Origin of the sequence: Actinomadura sp. 6K520 (genome assembly GCF_004349245.1) — a bacterium.
GTDB lineage: Bacteria > Actinomycetota > Actinomycetes > Streptosporangiales > Streptosporangiaceae > Spirillospora.
Genome location: NZ_SMLC01000048.1, coordinates 12,567 through 37,291 on the forward strand (window position 1 = coordinate 12,567; position 24,725 = coordinate 37,291).

General features: G+C 72.4%; 17 protein-coding genes and 1 pseudogene. 12 read left to right on the plus strand and 6 right to left on the minus strand.

Annotated elements, in window-relative coordinates; all coding sequences use genetic code 11:
• Window position 1 precedes the first annotated feature (1 nt).
• Window positions 2–1,087 (minus strand): cobalamin B12-binding domain-containing protein, encoded by a 1,086-nt coding sequence (locus E1289_RS15380; protein WP_131980587.1) that lies wholly within the window; start codon window positions 1,085–1,087, stop codon window positions 2–4.
• Window positions 1,084–2,445 (minus strand): GAF domain-containing SpoIIE family protein phosphatase, encoded by a 1,362-nt coding sequence (locus tag E1289_RS15385; RefSeq protein WP_243712843.1) that lies wholly within the window; start codon window positions 2,443–2,445, stop codon window positions 1,084–1,086. The genes E1289_RS15380 and E1289_RS15385 overlap by 4 nt, the downstream gene beginning before the upstream one ends.
• Before the next feature lie 335 nt (window positions 2,446–2,780).
• Between E1289_RS15385 and E1289_RS15390 the strand changes: the two genes are divergently transcribed.
• From E1289_RS15390 to E1289_RS15415, 6 genes and pseudogenes are all read left to right on the plus strand, one after another.
• Window positions 2,781–3,476 (plus strand): 3-oxoacid CoA-transferase subunit A, encoded by a 696-nt coding sequence (locus tag E1289_RS15390; protein WP_131980589.1) that lies wholly within the window; start codon window positions 2,781–2,783, stop codon window positions 3,474–3,476.
• 64 nt (window positions 3,477–3,540) lie between these two features.
• Window positions 3,541–4,179 (plus strand): 3-oxoacid CoA-transferase subunit B, encoded by a 639-nt coding sequence (locus E1289_RS15395; RefSeq protein ID WP_131980591.1) that lies wholly within the window; start codon window positions 3,541–3,543, stop codon window positions 4,177–4,179.
• A gap of 102 nt (window positions 4,180–4,281) precedes the next feature.
• Window positions 4,282–4,434, plus strand: a pseudogene (locus tag E1289_RS15400) (SAM-dependent methyltransferase); the annotation flags it as partial.
• Window positions 4,435–4,684: 250 nt separating this feature from the next.
• The gene (locus E1289_RS15405; RefSeq protein ID WP_243712844.1) at window positions 4,685–5,518 is read left to right on the plus strand and encodes an ATP-binding cassette domain-containing protein; all 834 of its coding nucleotides are present in this window, start codon (window positions 4,685–4,687) and stop codon (window positions 5,516–5,518) included.
• Window positions 5,515–6,363: an ABC transporter permease gene (locus tag E1289_RS15410; protein ID WP_131980595.1), complete on the plus strand. Its 849-nt coding sequence runs from the start codon at window positions 5,515–5,517 to the stop codon at window positions 6,361–6,363. The genes E1289_RS15405 and E1289_RS15410 overlap by 4 nt, the downstream gene beginning before the upstream one ends.
• A gap of 162 nt (window positions 6,364–6,525) precedes the next feature.
• Window positions 6,526–12,012: a carboxyl transferase domain-containing protein gene (locus tag E1289_RS15415; protein ID WP_131980597.1), complete on the plus strand. Its 5,487-nt coding sequence runs from the start codon at window positions 6,526–6,528 to the stop codon at window positions 12,010–12,012.
• Between the two features lie 85 nt (window positions 12,013–12,097).
• On the opposite strand, the gene E1289_RS15420 is transcribed toward E1289_RS15415, so the two are convergent.
• The 3 genes from E1289_RS15420 to E1289_RS15430 all read right to left on the minus strand — a co-directional run bounded on the left by E1289_RS15420 (window position 12,098) and on the right by E1289_RS15430 (window position 16,055).
• Window positions 12,098–14,026, minus strand: coding sequence for a DUF6807 family protein (locus E1289_RS15420; RefSeq protein ID WP_131980599.1), 1,929 nt, complete (start codon window positions 14,024–14,026; stop codon window positions 12,098–12,100).
• On the minus strand, window positions 14,023–15,069 hold the full coding sequence (locus E1289_RS15425) for a mandelate racemase/muconate lactonizing enzyme family protein (protein ID WP_131980601.1): 1,047 nt from the start codon (window positions 15,067–15,069) through the stop codon (window positions 14,023–14,025). The genes E1289_RS15420 and E1289_RS15425 overlap by 4 nt, the downstream gene beginning before the upstream one ends.
• 98 nt (window positions 15,070–15,167) lie before the next feature.
• A complete protein-coding gene (locus tag E1289_RS15430) occupies window positions 15,168–16,055 on the minus strand; it encodes an NAD(P)-dependent oxidoreductase (protein WP_131980603.1) in 888 nt (295 codons plus the stop codon).
• A 143-nt stretch (window positions 16,056–16,198) separates the two neighbouring features.
• On the opposite strand from E1289_RS15430, the gene E1289_RS15435 reads away from it, so the two are divergent.
• The 5 genes from E1289_RS15435 (at window position 16,199) to E1289_RS15455 (ending at window position 21,611) form a co-directional block, all read left to right on the plus strand.
• Window positions 16,199–17,197, plus strand: a complete 999-nt coding sequence (locus E1289_RS15435; RefSeq protein ID WP_131980605.1) for a LacI family DNA-binding transcriptional regulator — start codon at window positions 16,199–16,201, stop codon at window positions 17,195–17,197.
• Window positions 17,198–17,209: 12 nt separating this feature from the next.
• A complete protein-coding gene (locus E1289_RS15440) occupies window positions 17,210–18,229 on the plus strand; it encodes an aldose epimerase family protein (RefSeq protein ID WP_131980607.1) in 1,020 nt (339 codons plus the stop codon).
• A gap of 208 nt (window positions 18,230–18,437) precedes the next feature.
• Entirely contained in the window at window positions 18,438–19,433 is a 996-nt protein-coding gene (locus tag E1289_RS15445; protein WP_131980609.1) for a sugar ABC transporter permease, read from the plus strand.
• A gap of 103 nt (window positions 19,434–19,536) precedes the next feature.
• Window positions 19,537–20,307 (plus strand): carbohydrate ABC transporter permease, encoded by a 771-nt coding sequence (locus tag E1289_RS15450; protein WP_243712845.1) that lies wholly within the window; start codon window positions 19,537–19,539, stop codon window positions 20,305–20,307.
• 44 nt (window positions 20,308–20,351) lie between these two features.
• Complete coding sequence (locus tag E1289_RS15455) at window positions 20,352–21,611, plus strand: extracellular solute-binding protein (protein ID WP_131980613.1); 1,260 nt, start codon at window positions 20,352–20,354, stop codon at window positions 21,609–21,611.
• 135 nt (window positions 21,612–21,746) lie between these two features.
• Here the strand turns inward: E1289_RS15455 and E1289_RS15460 are convergent, their stop codons facing one another.
• Window positions 21,747–22,946, minus strand: coding sequence for an RNA-guided endonuclease TnpB family protein (locus E1289_RS15460; protein WP_131980615.1), 1,200 nt, complete (start codon window positions 22,944–22,946; stop codon window positions 21,747–21,749).
• A 171-nt stretch (window positions 22,947–23,117) separates the two neighbouring features.
• Here E1289_RS15460 and E1289_RS15465 point away from each other — a divergent pair, with 171 nt between their 5' ends.
• Complete coding sequence (locus E1289_RS15465; protein WP_131980617.1) at window positions 23,118–24,401, plus strand: Gfo/Idh/MocA family oxidoreductase; 1,284 nt, start codon at window positions 23,118–23,120, stop codon at window positions 24,399–24,401.
• Window positions 24,402–24,725: the final 324 nt, after the last annotated feature.

Below are 24,725 nucleotides of genomic sequence, written 5' to 3' on the forward strand. Positions count from 1 at the left end.
GTCAGGCGATGTCCCGCTCCGGTGCCGGTTCCCGCACCGCGTCATGGGCGCGTGCGAGCATGCCGGTGGCGCGCGGGTAGTCGGCGAGCTGCTCGGAGAGCAGGTCCAGCACGGGCCGGAGGCTCTCCGCCGGGACGCCGCGGACGCTGAGGATGCCGACCGTCCAGGTGAGGAAAGCGGTGAAGAGGCCGGGATCGTCCAGGTACAGGGCGGTGCCGAGGAACTCGACGATGTACGCGACGTCCTCGACCGTGCGGTGCCGCTGCTCGTCGGTGTATCCGGCCACCGCGGGGTACCGCGACTCCAGCCGGTCCATCACGTACCGGATCAGCTGCGGCGCCGTCCGGGTGACGTGGGCGTACGCCTGGTCGGCCAGGTGCGGCAGGTCGTCGATGACCCGGTGGCCGCGCGGCGGCTTGGGCAGCGGCCCGCGCGCCAGCCGGTCGGCCGCGGCGCGGGCGTCGGGGGCCCACGCGTCCGCGCCGAGCAGGTCGGCGTAGCGGCCGTCGTACCCGAAGGCGGCCCCGCCGACCAGGACCGGGGTGCCGGTCGACTGGCAGGCGGTGATGGCCGCGTGCGCGGCCGGCAGCCGCGTCGCGATCGACGACGACAGCGCCACCACGGCCGGTCCGGTGAGGTGCAGGTGGGAGATCAGGTGCGGGGTCGGCACCTGCGCGCCGAGGTAGTCGACCCGCCAGCCGCGCAGCCGCAGCACCTCGGCCACCAGCCGGGCCGGCAGCGCGTGCCACTCGCCGTCGATGCAGGCCACCGCGATGCGGCCCGGCTGCTCCGGGGCGCGCTCCCGCTGCCGCCGCCGGACGGCCGGATGGTGGGCGACCGCACCGAGCACGCGTTCGTTGACGGCGGTGGCGGTGTGCTCCTGCGCGACGGTGATCCGGTTCGCCGCCCATTCGCGCCCGACGCGGGCCTGCAGGGGGGCTATGACGTCGAGCATGACCTCTTCGGGGTCCATTCCGCCGTCCAGCGCCGCCATCACGATGTCGGTGGCCGTGTACTCGTCGCCGGTGCTGACGGCCTCCCAGAGATCGTCCGGCCGGATGTCGGTTCGCGTCCTCCCTGCGGTCATATGGTGAGCCTCCCCCGTCCCCCGGCGACGCCGATCCGGCTGCGCCCGGGAGCGGTGATCGCGATCACCGCCATGTCGTCGTGCCCGCCGGCCCCCACCCATTCGGCGGCGAGCATGTGCACCCGCTCCACCAGCGCCTCGGGGGGCATGCCGCCGCACCGGGCCAGCTCGGCGCGCAGCCGCTCCTCGCCGAACTCCTCGTCGCCCAGCGGCCCGCCGCTGGCCTCGGTGATGCCGTCGGTGTACAGCAGGCAGGCGTCCCCGGGGTCGAGGGTCTCCTCCGCGGTCGTCGAGTCGATCTCCTCCAGCACGCCGATCAGCGAGCCGCGGGTCGCGGCGGTCTCGACCGTCCCGTCCGCCCGGACGATCAGTGGGGGGGCGTGACCCGCGCTGGTCAGCCGCAACCGGACCTGTGCCCCCTGCCGGCGGGCCGAGACCAGGACCAGCGTCACGAACCTGGTCGATTCGCCGTGCAGGAGCATCCCGTTGAGCAGCTCCAGGACGCGCCGGTGGTCGTCCGCCATCGGCAGCAGCGCCCGGAAGGTGTTGCGGATCTTGCCGGTCAGCACGGCGGCCTCCAGGCCCTTGCCGCACACGTCCCCCAGCACCACCAGCGACTCGGCCTCCGAGTCCTCCGCGCCGGCGGGGTACACGTCGTAGAAGTCGCCGCCGACGAGGTCCTCGTCCCCGGACGGCCGGTAGCGCGCCGCGAGTTCCACCCCGTCCAGTTCGTGGGTGCGGGGCGGCAGCAGCTCGCGCATGAGCGTCGCGGTGATGGCGGCCTGCTCGGCGTACAGGCGGGCGGCCGACAGCGCCGCGCCCGCCCGCCCCGCGAAGAGGCGGATGGTCAGCTCCTCCCCCGCGGAGAACGCCTCGGGGCCGGAGCGGCGCAGCAGCACCAGCGCCCCGGCCGGCACCCCGTGCCCGGGCAGCGCGATCACCAGGATCGCGGCGGGCGGCGCGGGCACGATGCCCGTGATCCAGCCGGGAGCCTCACGTGGATCGATCCAGCGGTGCGGCGCCGGCGGAAAGCCCCGCATCGCGTCGGCCAGGCCCTCGACCTCGGCCGGGTCGCTCATCAGTACCCGGTGGTCGACCCGCCCGCCGGGCCCGCAGGCGGCGACGGGGTAGCCGCGCCCGGACCGCGGGACGACCACCACGGCCGCCTCGGCCAGGTGCCGGGCGGCCAGCCGCGCGGTCACGTCCATGCACCGCTCCAGGTTGAGCGATGCCAGCAACTCGTCGGACGCGTCGGCGAGCAGCGCCGTCCGCTCCCGTTCGGCGGCCAGTTCCGCGGCCAGCCGGTCCCGCTCGGCGGCCAGCCGGTCCCGCTCGCTTTCGCGCTGTGTCGATTCCATCCCCTCCCAGCTTGCCAGCAAGGCAACGGTTATATGTCCATATAGCGAGTTATGTAATGCTCTGAGGACGTAGGTCCCATTTACTGAATGGCCGGACCGCTGGGCGCGTTCGGGGGCCTCCGCGGGCCGTGGGCCGGCCATCCCCGGGTGATGGTCATGGCTATGGCCGGTCATGAGCGTGCCCGTCTGCCCGAGATGTGCGGCTAACGCCGCCATCTGCCGGTCTGCTGCCCGGTCACCCATAAGATCTACCGTGACGCCGCCCACCGGTCGCGGCTCGTGCCGCCGTTCACGACGCCCACCGTGGCGGAGAACCCCGTCTCTGGAGGAGCAGCGTGAGCAAGGCCCAGATACTCGCGTCACCGGACGAGGCGGTGCGCGTCGTCAAGGACGGCGACACCGTCCTGGTCGGCGGCTTCGGTTTCGCCGGCATGCCCTTCGACCTCATCGACGCCCTGATCCGGCACGGCGCGGGCGACCTCACCATCGTGTCCAACAACGCCGGCAACGGTGAGGTGGGCCTGGCCGCCCTGCTGAAGGCCGGTCAGGTCCGGAAGGTCGTGTGCTCCTTCCCCAGGCAGGTCGACTCCTACGTCTTCGACGACCTCTACCGGCGCGGGGAGATCGAGCTCGACGTCGTCCCGCAGGGCAACCTCGCCGAGCGGATGCGGGCCGCCGGGGCGGGCATTGGAGCGTTCTACTGCCCGACGGGCGTCGGCACGCCGCTCGCCGAGGGCAAGGAGACCCGCACGATCGACGGGCGCGACTACGTCCTCGAATACCCCATCCGGGGCGACGTCGCCCTGATCACCGCGCACACCGCCGACACGATGGGCAACCTCGTGTACCGCAAGACGGCCCGGAACTTCGGCCCGGTGATGGCCACCGCAGCCGCGACGACCATCGTCCAGGTCTCCTCGATCGTGGACGCGGGCCGGCTCGACCCGGAGGCCGTCGTCACCCCCGGCATCTACGTCGACCGCGTCGTCCAGGTCGAACCACGCCACTACACCGTGCAGGGAGCCCGCTGATGCGCACCCCGCACGATCCCCACCAGCCCACGCCACGTCACCACACCCCGCTGGGAGCCCGCTGATGCCGCTCGATCGTGACCAGCTCGCGGCCCGCGTCGCGCAGGACATCGCACCGGGCAGCTTCGTCAACCTCGGCATCGGCCAACCCACCAAGGTCGCCGACCACCTTCCGGCCGAGTTCGGCGTCGTCCTGCACACCGAGAACGGCATGCTGGGCATGGGCCCCGCGGCCACCGGCGACGAGGTCGACCCCGACCTCACCAACGCCGGCAAGGTGCCCATCACCGAGCTTCCCGGCGCCGCGTACTTCCACCACGCGGACTCCTTCGCCATGATGCGCGGCGGCCACCTCGACGTATGCGTCATGGGCGCCTTCCAGGTGTCGGCGGGCGGCGACCTCGCCAACTGGGACACCGGCGCGCCCGGCTCGATCCCCGCCGTCGGCGGCGCGATGGACCTGGCGATCGGCGCCAAGCAGGTCTACGTGATGATGACGCTCTTCGCGAGGGACGGCAGCCCGAAGCTCGTGCCCGCCTGCACGTACCCCCTCACGGGGGTCGGCTGCGTCAGCCGCGTCTACACCGACCAGGCCGTCTTCGAGATCACCCCCGACGGCGTCCGCCTGCTGGAGTCGTTCGACATCTCCGTCGCGGACCTGCGCGCCCGGCTCGACATCCCGCTCCTGGCCGACACCTCCTGACCAACAGACCACCGAGCACACCCCCGCCCGGGGCGGGCGGGGACCCGCCGCGGCCCTCGGGACGGCCCGTGAAACGTCAAGTGGATGACGAACTACGCCCGCATGTACCGTTTCGGCGTCACTCCGTGGGAGCGCTACGGAAAGGCCGCCGCGGAGAGCATCGCCGCACTCCTGGATCGCGAGGAGTCCGAGCGTTCCCGCCCCCTGGGCAGGGCCCTCGACCTCGGCTGCGGCCGCGGCCAGTTCACCCCCAAGTGGTACCGCCTACGCCACCACCCCTGACCGCACCCCATCGCGCGGTCACGGGCTCGCTCCCGCGCGGCCATCCGGAGAGCCGTGTACGTCGGGGGGCGTAGTTGGGGTGTCGTCGTCTGTGGGACGACCTTGGCGGGTGGCGGCGGGCACGATCGGTGGCATGAGTGGGAATGCGAGGAGCCAGGGTGCGGAGGCCGTCCGCACTCGGGGGTTGACGAAGAGGTATGGGGAGCATGTCGCCGTTGATTCGGTGAGCCTGACCGTGCGGCGGGGGGAGGTGTACGGCTTCCTGGGGCCGAACGGGGCCGGGAAGACGACGACCCTGCGCATGATTCTCGGGCTGATCCGTCCGAGCGGCGGGTCGGCGACCGTGCTGGGGCGGCCGGCCGGCGGCGCGGGTGTGAACCGGCACGTCGGCGCGCTGGTCGAGGGGCCGGGGTTCTACCCGTATCTCAGCGGGCGCGACAACCTGCGCGTGCTGGCGCGGTACCGCGGAATCGGTGACGGCGACGTCGGGCGGGTGCTGTCACGGGTCGGCCTCGCCGGGCGGGCGTCCGACCCGTTCAAGACGTACTCCCTCGGGATGAAGCAGCGGCTCGGGGTCGCCGCGGCGCTGCTCGGTGATCCCGGCCTGCTGGTCCTGGACGAGCCCACCAACGGGCTCGACCCCGCGGGTGTCGGGGACATGCGGCGGCTGCTGACCGAGCTGGCCGCCGCGGGGCACACGGTGCTGCTGTCCAGCCACATGCTGAGCGAGGTCCAGGAGACGTGCGACCGGGTCGGGGTGATCAACCGGGGGCGGCTCATCGTGGAGGCCACGGTCGGGGAACTGCGGGGTGCCGGTGGCCTGCGGGTGCGGGCCGAGCCGCTGAGCACCGCGCTGGACGTGAGCAAGCGGCTAGCCGGGGACGACGTGACGGTCGACGGCGGCGCGCTGCTGCTGCGCGTCGACCCGGGCCGGGCGGCCGAGGTCACCCGGGCGCTGGTGGCGGCGGACGTCGACGTCCACGAGATACGCCCGGTCGAACGCTCGCTGGAAGAGGTCTTCTTCGAGATGACCGCCGATGAGGAGGTGGCCCGATGACCGCGCTCACCGCGAGTACGCGCGCGGAGGTCCTGCGGCTGCGGCGGTGGCCTGCCTTGTGGACGCTTGGCGGGGTGTGGCTGCTGCTGAACATCACCTTCGGGTACGTGTTCCCGTACCTCTCGTACAGAAATGGCGGCGGGTTCGCCAATGAGGGGGCCGATCCCGGGCAGTTGCTCGCCGACGTCATGCCGGAGAGCGTTCCCGTCGCGGTGGTGCAGGGGATGCCCATGTTCGGTGGGGCGATCCTGTTCGCGCTGGGCGCGCTGACCGCGGGCAGCGGCTACGGGTGGGGGACGTGGAAGACCGCGTTCACCCAGGGCCCGGGACGCTCGGCCGTGCTCGGCGGCACCCTCGCCGCTCTCGGCGGCGTCGTCGTCGCCGTCGTGCTGGGGACGTTCGCCATCGACCTCGGCATCGCGGTATCGCTCGCTTCTGTCGAGGGTCAGAGCATCGCCATGCCCGCCGCAGGGGACGTGGCGCGCGGGCTCGGCGGCGGTGTCCTGATCCTGGCCCTGTGGACGGCCGCCGGTATGGCCGTCGGCACGCTCACCCGCAATCCCGCGCTCGCCGTAGCGCTCGGGCTGGTGTGGACGCTCGCGGTGGAGAACCTGCTGCGCGCCGTCTCGTCCCTGCTCGACTGGCTGGGGCCGGTCACGGACGTCCTGCCCGGCACGGCAGCCGGGTCGATCGCCTCGGCGATCGGGGGGAACCCGGTGTCGGAGGGCGGTTCCCCCGGTGTGGTCGACAACCTGGGCGGCGGCGCCGCGGTCACCGTGGGGCTCTGCTACCTCGCCGTCTTCGTCGTCATCACCGGAGTGCTGATCCGCCGCGACGTCGCGTGACCGCTCGCGGCACCGCGTTTTTGAAGGTTCTCCACAATTCGAGCGGCGCAGCATGAGTTGTGTCCGGCATGGCGCCGCGGCCGGGTGGGACGGAAAGGTGATACCTGCCGGGACGGCCGTGTCGCGGTGCGCAAGTGTTGGTCTGGAGAAGGGCTCGGTCGGGTGTTCAGTCGTGTCGCCATCGTCAACCGTGGTGAGGCCGCCATGCGGCTCATCCACGCCGTACGGGACATCACCGCGGAGACCGGGACGCGGATCGAGACCGTCGCCCTGCACACCGACGTCGACCGCACGGCCACGTTCGTCCGCGAGGCCGATCTCGCCTACGAGCTCGGACCGGCGTCCGCGCGTCCCTACCTCGACCTGAAGGTGCTGGAGCGGGCGCTGGTGGAGACCGGCGCCAACGCCGCGTGGGTGGGCTGGGGCTTCGTCGCGGAGGACCCGGCGTTCGCCGAGCTCTGCGAGAGGCTCGGCGTCACCTTCGTGGGCCCGAGCCCGGACGCCATGCGCAAGCTCGGCGACAAGATCGGCGCGAAGCTGCTCGCCGAGGAGGTCGGGGTACCGGTCGCGCCGTGGAGCCGCGGTCCGGTCGAGACGCTCGACGCCGCCCTCGCCGCGGCGGAGAAGATCGGCTACCCGCTGATGCTCAAGGCGACCGCGGGCGGCGGCGGGCGCGGCATCCGCGTGGTCACGAACGCCGGCGAGCTCACCGACGCCTACGAGCGCACCAGCCAGGAGGCGGCGCGGGCGTTCGGCAGCGGCGTCGTCTTCCTGGAGCGCCTCGTGACCGACGCCCGGCACGTCGAGGTCCAGGTGATCGCCGACGGCCAGGGGACGGCGTGGGCGCTCGGCGTCCGCGACTGCTCGGTGCAGCGGCGCAACCAGAAGATCATCGAGGAGTCGGCGTCGCCGGTGCTCAGCGCGGCGCAGACGGCGGAGCTGAAGGCGTCGGCGGAGCGGCTCGCCCTCGCGGTCGGCTACCGCGGCGCGGCGACCGTCGAGTTCCTGTACCACCCCGGTGACCGGCTGTTCGCGTTCCTGGAGGTGAACACCCGCCTGCAGGTCGAGCACCCGATCACCGAGGCCACCACCGGGTTCGACCTGGTCAGGGCGCAGCTGCACGTGGCGGCGGGCGGCCGGCTGGAGGGCGGCCCGCCGGCGGAGCGGGGGCACGCGATCGAGGCCCGGCTGAACGCCGAGGACCCCGACCGCGACTTCGCGCCGTCCCCCGGCCGCATCGCGCGGCTGGACCTGCCCGCCGGGCCGGGCATCCGGGTCGACACCGGCGTCAGCGAGGGCGACACCATCCCCGCCGACTTCGACTCGATGATCGCGAAGATCATCGCCTACGGCGCCGACCGCGCACAGGCGCTCGGCAGGCTGCGCCGGGCGATGGCGCAGACCACCGTGATCATCGAGGGCGGCGCGACCAACAAGAGCTTCGTGCTCGACCTGCTCGACCGGCCCGAGGTGATCGACGCGAGCGCCGACACCGGCTGGATCGACCGCGTCCGCGACGAGGGCGGGCTCGTCACGCACCGGCACTCCGCCGTCGCGCTGGCCGCCGCCGCCATCGAGGCGTACGAGGAGGAGGAGCGCGCCGAGCGGCAGCGGCTGCTGTCGACGGCGTTCGGCGGGCGCCCCCAGGTGCAGCACGAGAGCGGACGTCCCCTCGACCTCAAGCTCCGCGGCGCGGGCTACCGGGTGCGGGTCGCGCGGATCGGCGCGGACCGCTTCCGCGTCGGCGTCGAGACGGGGAACGGCGGCGACGGCACGGTCCGCACCGCCGACGTCGAACTGGAGCGCTTCGACCGGCACACCGGGCAGATCGTCGTCAACGGCACCCGGCACCGCCTGCTCACCGGCACGCACGGCCCGATCCACCTGGTCGAGGTCGACGGCGTGACGCACCGCGTGAGCCGCGACGAGGGCGGCGTGATCCGCTCCCCCGCGCCCGCGCTGGTCGTGGACACGCCGCTGAAGCCGGGCGCCGAGGTCGAGGCGGGCGCGCCGGTCCTGGTGCTGGAGAGCATGAAGATGGAGACGGTGCTGCGGGCGCCGTTCAAGGCGCGGCTGAAGGAATGCGCCGTGTCCGTGGGCAGCCAGGTGGAGACCGGCGCGCCGCTGCTGAGGCTGGAGCCGCTCGCCGACGACGACGGCGAGGCCGAGGACGTGTCGTCCACCGCGGCCGTCGAGCTGGACCTGCCCGCCGCGCCCGAGCGGGCCCCGGCCAGGGTGCGGATCACCCGCGCCCAGGAGGACCTGCGCAGCCTGCTGCTGGGCTTCGACGTCGACCCGCACGACGAAGGCCGGGTGCTGGACGACTACCTGGCCGCGCGCCGCGCCGCCGTCGCCGAGGGCCACCAGCCGCTGGCCGAGGAACTCGGGCTCATCGACGTGTTCGCCGACCTCGCCGAGCTGAGCCGCAACCGGCCCGCGGGCGGCGGCGGGGCGGGCGGCGACGGGGACGGCCACGTCCACAGCGCGCGGGAGCACTTCCACAGCTACCTGCAGAGCCTGGACGTCGAGCGGGCCGGGCTGCCGGAGTCGTTCCAGGCCGAGCTCGCCACGGCGCTCGGGCACTACGGCGTCACCGAGCTCGAACGCTCCGCCGGGCTGGAGGCCGCGGTGTTCCGCATCTTCCTCGCGCAGCAGCGCGCCGCGGCCGACGCCGCGGTCATCGCGGCGCTGCTGCGCACCTGGCTGCAGGAGCCGCCGCCGGAGGGGGCGCTGCGCGAGCCGGCCGGCCTCGCGCTGGAGCGGCTGATCGCCGCGACGCAGGTCCGCTTCCCGGTGGTCTACGACCTCGCGTGCGGCGTGGTGTTCGCCTGGTTCGCCCAGCCGCTGCTGCGCCGCAACCGCGCCCGCGTCTACGCCGACGTCCGCCGCCACCTGCGGCACCTGGACGCGAACCCGGACGCGCCGGACCGCGCCGAGCGCATCGCCGAGATGGTCCGCAGCACCGAGCCGCTGGTGCGGCTGCTCGGCCAGCGCCTCGTCCGCCACGACCGGGACAACGCGGTCATGCTGGAGGTGCTGACGCGGCGGTACTACGGCAACAAGGGCCTCACCGGCGTCCGCACCAGCGAGGCCGCGGGCTGCGCGTTCGTGGTCGCCGAACGCGACGGCAAGCACCTCGTCTCCGCCGCGGTCGGCTTCGACGGGCTCGGCGGCGCGCTGCGCGGGCTCGCGGAGCTGGCGGGCGGCGAGGCGGCCGTGGACGCCGACATCTACCTCTCCTGGGAGAAGCAGCCGGAGGACTTCGACGCGATGGCGGCGGCGCTGCACGACGTCATCAACGAGCATCCGCTGCCGGAGGGGGTCCGCCGCGTCACCGCCACCGTCGCGGGCAGCAGCGGCGCGGTGATGCACCACCACTTCACGTTCCGCCCGTCCGCCTCGGGGATGGCCGAGGAGCGGCTGATCCGCGGCCTGCACCCGTACATCGCGCAGCGGATGAAGATGGAGCGGCTGAACCGGTTCGACCTGACGCGCCTGCCGTCGTCGGACGAGGAGGTCTACCTCTACCGGGCCGTGGCGCGGGAGAACCCGTCCGACGACCGGCTCGTCGCGTTCGCGCAGGTGCGCGACCTGACCGAGCTGCGCGACCACGACGGCAGGCTGCTGACGCTGCCGACCGCCGAGTACACGATCGCGTCCTGCGTCGACTCGATCCGCCGGGCACGGTCGCGGCGGGCGTCGCAGAACCGGTTCCCCACCAACCGGATCGTGATCTACGTCTGGCCGCCGAGCGAGCTCACCCGCGCCGAGCTGGAGACGCTGGCCAAGCGCGTCGTGCCGACGACCGCGGGCGCCGGGCTGGAGGAGATCCTGCTCATCGGGCGGCAGCGCGACCCGGCGACCGGCGAACCGCGCAAGATCGCGGTGCGGGTCGGGTTCGACGCCGCCGGCGGCACCAGGCTGCGGGTCGGCGAGCCGACGGACGAGCCCGTCGAGCCGCTCGACGGCTACCGGCAGAAGGTGCTGCGCGCGAGCAGCCGCAACACCGTGTACCCGTACGAGCTGACCCGGCTGCTCGGCGACTTCGTCGAGCACGACCTGGACGACGGCGGCGCGCTGGTCCCGGTCGACCGGCCGAAGGGGCGCAACACCGCGGCGATCGTCGCGGGCGTCGTCACCACGCGGACCCGGTTGCACCCGCGGGGCGTCACCAGGGTCGTGCTGCTCGGCGACCCGACCAAGGCGCTCGGCGCGCTGTCGGAGCCGGAGTGCCGCCGCGTGATCGCCGCGCTGGACCTGGCGGAGCGGATGCGGGTGCCGCTGGAGTGGTACGCGCTGTCCGCGGGCGCCCGGATCTCCATGGAGTCCGGCACGGAGAACATGGACTGGGTCGCCGCCGCGCTCAAGCGGATCGTCGAGTTCACCCAGGACGGCGGCGAGATCAACATCGTGGTCGCGGGCATCAACGTGGGCGCGCAGCCGTACTGGAACGCCGAGGCGACGATGCTCATGCACACCAAGGGCGTCCTCGTGATGACGCCGGACTCGGCGATGGTGCTGACCGGCAAGCAGTCGCTCGACTTCTCCGGCGGCGTGTCCGCCGAGGACAACTTCGGCATCGGCGGCTACGACCGGGTGATGGGCCCGAACGGCCAGGCGCAGTACTGGGCGCCGAACCTGGCCGCCGCGCGGGACGTGCTGATGTCGCACTACGCCCACACCTACGTCGCGCCGGACGAGCGGGCACCGCGCCGGGCCACGACCACCGACCCGGTCGACCGCGACATCTCCGGCTTCCCGCATGTCCTGGCGGGCAGCGACTTCAGCACGGTCGGCGAGATCTTCTCCGCCGAGGCCAACCCGGACCGCAAGAAGCCGTTCGACATCCGGACCGTGATGCGGGCGCTGTCCGACCAGGACCACCCGGTCCTGGAACGCTGGGCCGGGATGGCCGACGCGGAGACCGCGGCCGTCCAGGACGTCCACCTCGGCGGCATCCCGGTGTGCCTGCTCGGCGTCGAGTCGCGGTCCGTGCCGCGGCGCGGCTTCCCGCCGACCGACGGCCCGGACGCCTACACCGCGGGCACCCTGTTCCCGCGGTCGTCGAAGAAGGCCGCGCGGGCGATCAACGCGGCCAGCGGCAACCGGCCGCTGGTGGTGCTGGCGAACCTGTCCGGCTTCGACGGCTCGCCCGAGTCGATGCGGAAGCTGCAGCTGGAGTACGGCGCCGAGATCGGCCGTGCGATCGTGAACTTCCGCGGGCCCATCGTGTTCTGCGTGATCTCGCGGTACCACGGCGGCGCGTTCGTGGTGTTCTCCAAGGCGCTGAACCCGAACATGACGGTGCTGGCGGTGGAGGGGTCGTTCGCGTCGGTGCTCGGCGGCGCGCCCGCCGCCGCGGTGGTGTTCTCCGGCGACGTCAACGCCCGCACCGCCGCCGACCGGCGGGTGCGGGACCTGGAGGCCCGCGTCGCCGTCGCCGGCGGTCCCGAGCGGGCCGTGCTGACCGCCGAGCTGGAGGAGCTCCGCGCGATGGTCCGCGCGGAGAAGCTCGGCGAAGTGGCCGCGGAGTTCGACCGCGTCCACGACATCCACCGCGCGGTCCAGGTCGGTTCCGTCGACGCCGTCATCCGCGCCGCCGAACTCCGGCCCCGCGTCATCGAGGCGATCGAGGCCCGCCTGCGCTGAGCACCCCGTACCGGACAGAGTCCCGCGTCATCCAGGCGATCGAGGCCCGTCTGCGCTGAGCACCCGAACAAGACAGCGTCCCGTGTCATCCAGGCGATCGGGGCGCGCCTGGGCTCAGAGCACCGGCCGCTTCGCGGGCCTGGCCCGGGGTGAGCCGTCCGTCGGCGACGACGACGGTGAGCGCCCGGGTCAGGCTGTCCGCGATGGTCAGCGGCTTCTCCCAGGCCAGGGCGGGGCCGACACCGGGGTATCCGGCGACGCGCACGAACCAGGGGTCGAGCCCGGTGGTCTGCACGAACACCAGGCTCCACGCGTCCGAGACCAGCGCCAGCCAGGGCGTGACGCTGCCGTGCACGGCCTCCTCCCCTGCCGCCTCGCCAGTGAAGACGTCCAGGCCGGGGGAGTTCTTGGGTGCGCGCCAGAAGAACCCGCCATAGCCCGCGCCGGCGCGGCCCTTGCAGGCCGAACTTTGCAGGACGAGGGGCCTCCCGGTCCGGCCGGTCAGCGTGAACGCGAAGTCCAGCGCCCAGGCCCCGCCGCCGGCGGGACGCGCGGTCAGCGTCCGTTCCTCGGCGGCCAGGACGGTGCCGTCCGGGCCGACCCAGTCGAGGGCGTCGGCGTAGCCGCCCCGGATGGGCCGGAGCGTGCGCCGGCGCTGCTGCCCGTGGTTGGGCAGTATCTTCGGGCCCACGCCGCGGACGTAGGTGGAGCCGCCCCAGAAGTTGGCCCCGTCCACGTCGGAGATCGCGACGCCTGCCCCGAAGTGATGGACGTGGTCGTCCGGCTGGGTCTCGGTGACGACGGTCCCGCCGAGGGTCCGTACAGGGTGCAGGTGAGGTCGCGGGGCATCGGTGGCCTGCAGGTCCCCGCGCCGGATGTAGGAGGCGACCTCCCGCGCGCCCACCCGCAGCGCCGGCTCCGGCCACGGGTCTTCGACCGTGCCGAGGCCGCCGGGGAAGCCCAGCTCGGAGAGCGTCGCGAGGTCCCGCGCCGCGCGGACGGCCAGATCCTCGATGCCGGGCAGCACCAGCCGGGTCGGCTCCGTCCGGACGAACCGCTTCTCGACCGGGCGCGGTCGCGGCGCGCGCCGGATCTCGTCGAGCAGCCGGGTGAAGCCGCCGGTGCGCGCGAGCGGCACCAGGAGCGGCGTGCCGTCCCGGATGTGCGCGAGGAGGTCGCCGAGCAGGTCGGCCCGGCCGAAGCCGGTCCGGACGCCGCCGGCCTCGATCTCGTCCAGGGTGTAGAAGAGCCGGGCCGACCGGGTCTCGCCGTGGAGGTGGAGGTAGGGCTCGGTGCGCCGGCCGGAGCAGAGCGAGACGGTGATCGCGATCACCGTCCCGTCCGCGAGGCGGAGCCGGGCGCTGGAGGTGTCGTCGGACTCGATCGCGTTGGCGCGGTACAGCTCCAGCTCGATGCCGCCGACGGAGTCGACGGTGTCCGCTCCGGCCACGGCCAGCGCGGAGGCGACGGCGTGGGCGAACGGATTGGTGAGGGCCCCGTCCATGACGTCGACCCCGTCGAGCCGCCGGCGGCCCGCCCACGGCGAACGGGTGAAGTACGAGAACGGCCTGGTCCACGCCCCCGCGACCCCGATGGCGCGGAGCGGCTCGCCCAGCAGGTCCCGCGCGGCCGGGATCGCGTGCGAGCCGAGCGACTGGAAGCCGACCTGGCAGCCGAGCCCGGTCTCGGCCACCGCGGCGGAGATCGCGCGGAACTCCGCGACCGACGGCGCGGGCGGCTTCTCCAGCAGCACGTGCGCCCCGGCCCGGAGCGCGGCCACGGCCAGCGGCGCGTGGGTGTGGATCGGGGTGGCGATCACCGCCGCCTCCGCCCCGGTCTCCCGGATCAGCGCGGCGAGATCCGGCCCGCTCGGCACGTCCAGCCCGGACGGCGGCGCGATGTCGCACACCCCGGCCAGCTCGGCCCGCCCGGCCGCCGCCAGCCGCCGGACGTTCGCCAGGTGGTTGCGCCCGTAGCCGTTGACCCCGGCGACCACGACCCGCACGGGCGTCACGGCGCGGCCCACCGCGTCGGCGCGCCCGTCGCCCGCAGCTCCGCGCCGGTGATCTCCACCGGGGGCGGGCCGGCGAGCAGCCCGAGGTCGGTGAGCGTGGCGTCCTCCGGCGCCTCCACCATCGCGGGATGGTGCAGGGCGAGGGCGAGCTGGCCCGACAGCTCGGTGAGCAGGTGCGGGTACACCGGGACGTCGAAGACGCGGGCGAGCTCGGCGATGCGCAGGAACGGCGTGATCCCCCCGACCCGCACCACGTTCGGCTGGACGACGTCGCACGCACCGGCGGTCAGCAGGTCGCGGAAGCCGTGGGTGGTGGTGACGTTCTCCCCCACGGCGACCGGCGTGCCGATGCTCCGGCGCAGCTCGACGTGGGCGGCGAGGTCGTCGGCGGGCAGCGGCTCCTCGATCCAGGCCAGGTCGAACCGCTCCAGCGCCCGCAGCGCGGTGCGGGCCCGGTGCAGGTCCCACCGCTGGTTCGCGTCGATCATCAGCGCGGTGCCGGGGCCGACGACGTCCCGGACGGCCGCGACCCGCGCGACGTCCTCGGCGAGCGACGGCCGCCCCACCTTGATCTTGACGGCCGGGTACCCGGCGGCGGCCCAGCGCTCGGCCTGGGCGGTCAGCTCGTCCAGCGGGTAGTGCCGGTTGATCCCGCTGCCGTAGACGGGGACGGCGTCGCGCCGCGCCCCGAGGACGTCCACCAGGGAGCGGTCACCGCATTCCAGGTCCCACAGCGCGAGATCGACCCCCGCCATGGCGATCGGGACGATCCCGGCACGTCCCGCCTCGCCGAGACGCGCCGAAAGCCGGTCCCAGACGACGCCCGGGTGCGCCGGAAGCCCGATCACCGCGTCGCGGACATCGTGCTCCAGCAGCGCCTGCACCGCGTGCATCCCGATCTGCGGCGTCCAGGAGATCCCGGTTCCGGACCGCCCGTCGTCCAGTGTCAGCGTGACGAACAGGACGTGGTTGCACGGCACGTCCGCGCCCCACGGCCGGGCCAGCGGCACCGACCGCGCGACGACCGCCAGGTCCTTGATCATTTCTGCTCCTTGAGCACGAGTGCCTTGATCACGAGCGCCTTGGTCCCGAGCGCCTTGATCCTGAGCACCTTGATCCCAAACGTCATGGGGGCCGCCCTTCAGGCGAGCTCGGTGCGCCAGCTGCGCTTGGCGGTCCAGCCGAGCAGCCGCTCGGCCTTGGCGGAGGAGAACGCCGGGGAGGTGCCGGTGAGCGCGCCGGCGGCCTCGGCGGTCGCGGGGAAGAACCGGGGCAGCAGTTCGGCCAGCGGCTCGCGGGCCAGCGCGTCCCCGGCACCGGCGAAGAACACCTCGCCGTTGCGTTCGAGCCGGGGCAACTGGGCGAGGAGCGCGCCGATGAACTCGCCGGCGTCCCGGGCGTCGAGGTAGTTGAACAGCGACACGCTGCCGATCTCCGGCCGGTCCAGCCGCTCGCGGAGGGTGTGCCCGGACTGGGTCGGGGCGCCCTCCCACTCCTCGGGCGCGATCACGAAGCAGGGGCGGAACGCCGCCATCCGCGTGCCGGTGGCGGAGCGGGCGAACGTCTGCATGGTCTGCTCGGCGACCAGCTTCGACAGGCTGTAGACGTTCCAGGGCCGCGGCGGGTGCTCCTCGTCCAGCGGCAGGTAGGCGGGCGTCCAGCCGCCGGGCGCGCCGTAGCCCAGCACCGTGGGGCTGCTCGCGACGACCAGCTCCGGCACGTCCAGCGCCACCGCGGCCGCGCACACGTTGAACGCCAGCTGGGTGTTGACGCGGAACGTCGTGGCGTCCGTCCGGCCGAAGGGCACCGCGATGGCGGCGAGATGGACGACGGCGTCCGGCCGGAAACGGGTGATCGCCGAGTGGGCCTCGCCCAGATCGGTGAGGTCGGCGGGCAGGGACTGGGCGGCCTCCCCCGGGGTGCCCGGGGCGCTGTCGACGCCGATCACCTCGTGTCCGGCGGCCGCCAGCGTGGTGACGACGCTCCGGCCCAGCCGGCCCGCGCTTCCGGTGACGAGCACTCTGCTCACCGCATGGACTCCTTCGGTGCTGCAACCAGTTGCAGTAACGATCGCCCCCGGGGGGCCGGACGTCAAGGCATCAGCGCTCCACCAGTACAAACGGTCGCAGTGATCACTCCGACCTTGCAAACGGTTGCGTTAGGGTGGGCGCCATGGCAGTGACTATCCGGGACGTCGCGCACGCGTCCGGCGTGCACGTGTCGACGGTGTCGCGGACCTTCTCCGCGCCGCACATGGTGAACGCCGAGACGCGGACCCGGGTGCTGGCGGTGGCGGAGCGGCTCGGCTACCGGCCCAACCGGGCGGCCCGGTCCCTCACCACCGGCCGGACGAACAACCTCGGGCTGATCGTCGCCGATCTCGCGAACCCGTTCTTCCCCCCGCTGATCAAGGCCGCCCAGGCCGCCGCCCGCGCCCGGGACTACCACCTGTTCGTCGCCGACACCGACGAGGATCCCGCCAAGGAGCAGGAACTCGTCCTGGCCTTCTCCAAGCAGGTCGACGGCATCGTGCTGTGCAGCCCCCGGTCGTCGAACAAGGCGCTGGAGAAGCTGGTCAAGACGATCCCGTTCGTCCTGGTCAACCGGCGGCTGCGCGGGGTGACGACCGTGGTCATGGACGTCGCCCGCGGCGCCCGCACGGCGATGGAGCACCTCGCGGGGCTGGGCCACCGGCGCGTCGCCCTCGTGTCGGGGCCGTCCGGGTCGTGGACGAGCGGCGAGATCCGCAAGGCCGTCACGGACAGGCCCGGCGTCGAGACGGTCGTCATCGGCCCCAACGCGCCCACCGAGGAGGGCGGCGTCACCGTCGCCGGCCAGGTGGCGGCGTCGGGCGTGACCGCCGTGCTCGCCTACAACGACCTCGTGGCCATCGGCCTCATCGAGGGCCTGGAGGAACTGGGCGTCGGCGTCCCCGGCGACATCAGCGTGATCGGCATCGACGGCAGCATCACCGGGCGCCTGTACCGGCCCAAGCTCACCACGGTCGCCATGCCCACGGCCGACGCCGGGCGCATGGCCGTCGACCTGCTCATCACGTCGATGAGCGCGGCGGCCGTCCTGGAGACCCACCTGGTGGTCCGCGAGTCCACCGCTCCCCCCAAGGCTCCGACCTCTGCCCCCGGGAGAGGTGGGAGCGGCTCCCCCCACTGAAAGGCAGGCCCCATGTCAGGTCACGACCTCTTCGGCGTCACCCCGGAAGGCGAGCAGGTCGACCGGTACGTGCTGGACAACGGGCGGTTGCGCGTCGCGGTCCTCACCCTCGGCGCGACCGTCCAGCGGCTGGAGGTGGCCGACGGCACCAACGTGGTGCTCGGCCTCGGCTCGGTGGACGACTACCTGCACCGCAGCCGGTACTTCGGCGCGGTCGTCGGACGGTACGGCAACCGCATCGGCCACGCCAGGTTCACCCTCGACGGCAAGGAGTACCGGCTCGCGGCGAACGACGGTGCGCACAGCCTGCACGGCGGCGTCCGCGGCTTCGACAAGCGGGTGTGGCGGGCCGAGCCCGCGGGTCCCGCGGATCTCCTGCTGAGCCTGGTGAGCCCCGACGGCGAGGAGGGCTACCCCGGCAGGCTGGCGGCGAGCGTCCGCTACCTGCTGGACGGCGACACGCTGCGGCTGGAGTACCGCGCGACGACCGACGCCCCGACCGTGCTCAACCTGACCAACCACTCCTACTTCAACCTCGCGGGCGGCGGTGACGTGCGCGGCCACGTGGTGACGATGGAGGCCGACCACTACCTGCCGGTGGACGAGGGGAAGATCCCCACGGGCGAACCGGCCCCGGTGGCGGGGACGCCGTTCGACTTCACCGTCCCCGCCCGCGTGGACGCGCGGCTCGGCGGCCGCTACGACCACTGCTACGTCTTCACCACCGGCGCCCACTCCGGTGCGCGGCCCGGCGGCCACGGCGAGGAGGACCACGACCTCCGCGGCCGGGCCACGGTCACCGACCCGGACAGCGGCCGTTCGCTGGAGGTCGCCACCACCGAACCGGGCGTGCAGTTCTACACCGGCCACATGCTGGACGGCGCCGCCACCCCGTTCGGCCCGTTCGCGGGCCTGTGTCTGGAGACCCAGCGGTTCCCCGACGCGCCGAACCGGCCGGAGTTCCCGTCCGCGGTGCTGCGCCCCGGGACGACGCACGTCTCGGTCACCGAGTACCGCTTCGGCGTCTCCTGACCCCGCTGCAAACGGTTGTAGTAACAAGCGGCGCGGACGGAAGTCTTCTCGCGACGCTCCGTCCGCAGAAACAACGTTGACCTGCCGAAATACCGGAACCGGCCAGCGCGGACAGTGAGGTATCTCACTGCAAAGGGTTGACGACATCTCCGCCAGCGCGCTAAGAAAGCGCTATCTCAACACCCTCCGACCCACCGAAGGGCGAGTGATGACGCTTAGGCCCGCCGCGGCCGGTCCGGCGCCGGAGACGGCCGGGCCGCCGGTCACGTCCTCCCCCGTGGAGCCGGGCGACCGCCCGCCCGGACGCCGCAAGAGCTCCCGTGCCCGCGCGCAGGCGTGGACCGCCTACCTGTTCCTGGCCCCCTGGTTCCTCGGCCTGTTCGCCATCACGCTCGGCCCGATGATCGCGTCGCTGTACCTGTCGTTCACCGACTACAGCCTGCTGAGCGAGGCGCAGTGGATCGGCCTGGACAACTACGACAGGATGTTCACGGCCGACGACCGCTACCTCAACTCGCTCAAGGTCACGACCATCTACGTGGTCGTCTCGGTCCCCCTCCAGCTCGCATTCGCCCTCGGGCTGGCGCTGGCGCTGGACAAGGGGCTGCGCGGGCTGTCGTTCTACCGGTCGATGTTCTACCTGCCCTCGCTGCTCGGGGGCAGCGTGGCGATCTCCATCCTGTGGCGCAAGATCTTCGGGACGGACGGGATCGTCAACACGTTCCTGGGCTGGTTCGGCTACCAGGGGCAGGGCTGGGTCACGAGCCCCGACACCGCGCTGTGGACACTGATCATCCTGCACGTCTGGACGTTCGGCGCCCCGATGGTGATCTTCCTGGCCGGGCTCCGGCAGATCCCGCAGAACCTCTACGAGGCGGCGCGGGTCGACGGGGCCGGGCGGATCCGGCAGTTCCGCTCGATCACGCTGCCGCTGCTCACGCCGATCATCTTCTTCAACGCCGTGCTCGAAGTGATCAAGTCGTTCCAGTCGTTCACCCAGTCGTTCGTCGTCAGCGGCGGCACCGGCGGACCGGTCGACTCGACCCTCTTCTACACGCTCTACCTCTACCTCAAGGGCTTCAAGAACTACGAGATGGGCTACGCGGCCGCCATGGCGTGGGTGCTCCTCCTCATCATCGCGGTCCTGACCGCCGTCAACTTCCTCATGTCTCGATTCTGGGTCTTCTATGGCGACGACAAGTAAGCGGGCGACCGGCGGACCGGCTGCGGGCGGGCGCGTGCCGATCCTGTTCCGCCCCGCCTCGCGGCTGACCAAGCACGTCCTGCTGATCGTGTTCGGGCTGTTCATGCTCTACCCGCTGCTCTGGATGCTCTCCAGCTCGGTCAAGCCCGAGGAACTGATCTTCCGGGAGCCCGGCCTGGTGCCGTCCGAGGTGACCGGCGAGAACTACTCCGGCGGCTGGGACGCGCTCAAGCACTCCTTCGGCTACTACATGTGGAACTCGGCGGTCATCACCGGCCTGGCGGTCGCCGGCAACCTGCTCGCCTGCTCGCTGGCGGCCTACGCGTTCGCGCGGCTGGAGTTCCCGTTCAAGAAGCTCTGGTTCGCGATCATGCTGGTCTCGATCATGCTGCCGCACCACGTGACGGTCGTGCCGCAGTACATCGCGTTCAACAAGATCGACTGGATCAACACGATCTGGCCGATCGTCGTGCCGAAGTTCCTGGCCACCGACGCATTCTTCATCTTCCTGATGGTGCAGTTCATCCGCACCCTCCCCCGGGAACTGGACGAGGCGGCCGCGATCGACGGCGCGGGGCACTTCCGCACGTTCCTCCAGGTGGTCATGCCGCTGTGCGTGCCCGCGCTGGCCACCACGGCGATCTTCACGTTCATCTGGACGTGGAACGACTTCTTCACCCAGAACCTCTACCTCACCAATTCCGACAACCTCACGGCCCCGGTCGCGCTGCGCCATTTCATGGACACGAGCGGCGACTCCTCCTGGGGGCCGATGTTCGCGATGTCGATCGTCTCGATCGGCCCCATCTTCGGTTTCTTCCTGGCCGGCCAGAAATACCTCGTCCGAGGCATCTCGACCACCGGCCTCAAGTAGCGGCCCTCCACAACCCCACCCCTGTCCCCCCGGAGGTACAACAGATGAAGCGCATTCTGGCGGCCGCGGCCGCCACCCTCCTCGCGGTGTCGGCCACCGCGTGCGGAGGCGGCGACGACGGGTCCGGCGGCAAGACGAAGGTCGTCTTCTCCTACTGGGGCAACGACTCGCGGCAGAAGCTGACCGAGGCCGCCATCGCCGAGTTCGAGAAGAAGAACCCCGCGATCGACGTCGAGGGCGACTTCTCCGACTGGGACAGCTACTACGAGAAGCTCGCCACCAAGACCGCGGCCGGGGAGGCCCCGGACGTCATGTCGATCGAGATCCGCGGCCTGGCGGAGTTCGCGAACCGCGGCATCCTCGCCGACGTGGCCGGGAAGGTCGACACCGCCGGACTCGACCAGGAGGTCCTCAAGGCCGGGCAGGTCGACGGCAAGCAGTACGCGATCCCCACCGGGGTCAACGCCTTCCCGATGATCGTCAACGAGACGGCGCTGGCGGAGCACGGCCAGAAGCTCCCGGACGACAAGACGTGGACCTGGGACGACTACATCGCCACGTCCCAGAAGGTGACCGAGGAGAGCGGCGGCGAGGTCTGGGGCACCGAGTACAACGAGAACCCCGCGTTCCTGCAGATCTTCGCCGCGCAGCGCGGCGAGCAGTTCTACTCCGGCGGCAAGGTCGCGCTGACCGAGCAGACCATCAAGGACTGGTGGGCCCTGCTGCAGAAGATCATCGACACCAAGGCCGGGCCGGGCGCCGCCGAGATGCTGGAGACCGGCACCAAGGTCGACCAGGCGCTGCTCGCCACCAACAAGAGCGTGTTCGGGAGCTGGTGGAGCAACCAGCTCGACGCGCTGACCAAGGGCTCCGGCCAGGAGCTGAGCCTGCTGCGCATGCCGAAGTCGCCGGGCGCCACCGCGTCCGGCATGTTCCTGCAGCCGGCGATGTACTACACGATCTCGGCGAAGACCGAGGAGGGCGCCGCGGCGCAGAAGTTCGTCGACTTCCTGGTCAACGACCCGGCCGCCGGCGCGATCCTGCTCAGCGACCGCGGCCTGCCCACCAACTCCGCGGTCGTCACCGCGATCAAGGACAAGCTGTCGCCGGCCGACCAGAAGGTCCTGGCCTTCATGGACTCGATCAAGAGCGATCTCAGCCCGATCGTCGTCCCGCCGAAGGGCGCGATGGAGATGGAGGACATCCTGAAGCGCGCCACCGACTCGGTGCTGTTCGGCGAGGCGAAGCCCGACGAGGCCGCCAAGACCTTCCTGACCGAGGCCAACAACGCCCTGTCCCAGTAACGCGGCCCGGTAGGGCCGCGGCCCAGTAACACCGCGGCCCTGGAACACCGGCGTCCCAGCACCACCCGACGAGCCGTGCGGCCCTTGACGTCCTCCCCCGCCTGAAGTGAAGGCGGGGGATTCCACCCCATTCCCCTACGCAGGCAGGAGAGCAGGTTGAGGTTCGCGGTTCACCGGCCCGCCCAACGGCGTGCCTCCCCGCGCGGCCACCGTGCGTCCCACGGCGGTATCCCTGATGTTGCATGCTGCGTTGACGTCGGCGTTGGCCCGATGCCCGCAGGCCGCACACCGGAACACCGCTTGGCTCTCGCGGTTGTCCGGGGCCCGGTGCCCGCAGGGGTTGCAGGTCTGCGACGTGTAACGCGGGTCGACCTTGACGACTCGTCCCGGAGCCTTGTGCTCCAGCCGGGCGGCGAGCCGGCCCCAACCATTGGCGAGGATGCCCCGGTTGAGCCCGGCCTTGGCGCCGACGTTCACGCCCGGCTCCTCCAGGGTGCCGCGCACCGAGCGGGTCATGGCCGCCACGTTCAGGTCCTCAACGGCGATGACGTCGAAACGGCGCGCCAGACCGGTCGAGGTCTTCTCCACCCAATCCTTGCGGCGGTCGGCCTCACGCGCCTTGAGGCGGGCGATGGCGGCCTTGACCCGTGCGCGGCGGTTCGACCCCGGTTTCGCGCGGGCCAGCCGCCGCAGCAACCGGTCCAGCCGCTCGGCCTCGCCCGCCGTCAGGCCCGGCACGTTCAGGGTCTCGCCGGTCGACAACGCGGCCGACACCGCCACCCCCCGGTCGACGCCGACCGCCGCACCGTTGCCGGGAGCGGGGACGGGGTCGGGGATCGCGGCGAACGCGACATGCCACCGGCCGGCGCGGTCGCGGGTCACCCGGAACGACTTCACCCCGCCGGGTACCGGGCGGGACCAGCGGAACCGCACCCACCCCACCTTCGGGATCCGCACCTGGCCGGTGCGGCGGTTCAACCGCCGCACCTCCCACGCCGGGCCGCGGGCTCCCACGATCCGGAACCCCTCGTGCCGCCCGGCCTTGCGCCAAGTGGGCCGCCGGTGCGTGCCCGCGAAGAAGTTCGCCATCGCCTGCGCGAAATCCTTCAGCGCCTGCTGCTGCACCGTCACCGAACCGGCCGCCAGCCACCCGAACGCGGCGCGGGCCTCGGTCAACTGGCGGCACTGCACCGCAAAACCCGGGGCCGCGCCGCGCCGCGGCGTCCACCACCCGTGCTGCTCCACCGCCAGGTTCCACACGAACCGGGCATGCGCACAATGCTCCAACAACCCCGCCTCCTGGGCAGGGGTCGGACACAACCGGTACCGGGACACGCCCGCACCATACCGACCGCCACCGACAAAACCCGGAGAGTCACCGCGCCGCGTTTCCTCCCCGCCCTCAAGTCAAGGACGGGGCATCCACACTGTAGGTACCCGGTGAAACGGCCGGGCCGCACGGCTCCCCCACACCCGGCGCCCCTGATCCCTGGAGTTCCCCGCACCATGCGATACGCCTTCGTCGGGCTCGGCCACCGGGCGCAGATGTACGTCGACGCGCTGCTCGGCGAGTGGCGCGACACCGGCGAGATCGTCGCGCTCTGCGACCCCAACCGGACCCGCCTGCGCTACCACCTCGAGCGGATCGGCCGCGACGTCCCGTGCTTCGCGCCCGAGCAGTTCGGGAAGATGCTCGAAACCTGCGACGCCGTCGTGGTCGCCACCGTCGACTCCGCCCACGCCCGCTACGTGGTCGCCGCCCTCGACGCGGGCAAGGACGTCGTCGTGGAGAAGCCGCTGTGCACCACCGCCGAGGACTGCGCGGCCATCGCCGCGGCGGCCGAGCGGAGCACCGGCAGGCTCGTCGTCACGTTCAACTACCGCTACTCGCCGCGCAACAGCGCGGTCCGCCGGGTGATCGCGGAGGGCGCGATCGGCGAGGTCACCTCGGTGCACTTCGGGTGGGCGCTCGACACCATCCACGGTGCCGACTACTTCCGCCGCTGGCACCGGGACAGGGCGAACTCGGGCGGCCTGCTGGTGCACAAGGCCAGCCACCACTTCGACCTGGTCAACTGGTGGATCGCCGATGCCGCCGCGTCCGTCTACGCCCAGACCTCCCTGCGCTTCTACGGCGCCGGGAACGCCCGGGCGCGCGGGCTCGCGGACCGGCCCGCGCGGGCGTTCGGCGCCCCGGGACTCGGCACGGACCCGTTCCTGCCGGACCTGTCCGCCGACCCCCGGCTGAAGCGCCTCTACCTGGACGCCGAGCACGAGGACGGCTACCTCCGGGACCGGGACGTGTTCGGCGAAGGCGTGAGCATCGACGACAACATGTCGGTGCTCGTCCGGTACGAGGGCGGCGCGCTGCTGACCTACTCCCTCAACGCCCACGCGCCCGCCGAGGGGTACCGGGTGGTCGTCAACGGCACCGCCGGACGGCTGGAGCTGGACGTCGTCGAGCGGGCGTGGACACCGCCGCACGCGGCGATCGACCCGACCGCGTCCGGGAAGGAGCACGCGGAGGGCGCGGCGGAGCGGCTCGTCCTGCACCGGCACTGGCGGCGGCCGGAGGAGATCGCGATCGTGGGGGGCGCGGGCGCGCACGGCGGCGGCGACGTCCTGCTGCTCGACGACGTGTTCCGCGGCCCGTCGGACGACCCGCTCGCCCGCCAGGCGGGGTACCGCGCGGGTGTCGCCGGGGTGCTGGTCGGCGTGGCCGCGAACCGCTCGGCGGCGACCGGCCTTCCGGTCGTCCTCGCGGACGGCGGCACCCGGCTGGCCGGCTGACCCGCCGGCGGGCACGGAAAGGCGCCGGCGACCATTATGCCGAGCGCTTTATGCGACGCTGCCCATTCGACACTTGTCACAATTGCCCCCGACCGTTGTGCATGAAAAGAATGGAAAACCATTGACGCGTTCACGGTCGACCCCTACCTTATGAGAAAGCGCTTTCTGTAGCACGCTCCCCGCCATGTCCGCTGCCGTGCCGCCGCAGCCGAATTCGCCGCACAAGGGGCTGGTCCCATGCGCCCGCGCTCCCACCTCCGGATCCGTTCACCCCCGCGTACCCCCGGTGCACCCCTCAGCAGGGCCATTCGGGGACGAGACCAG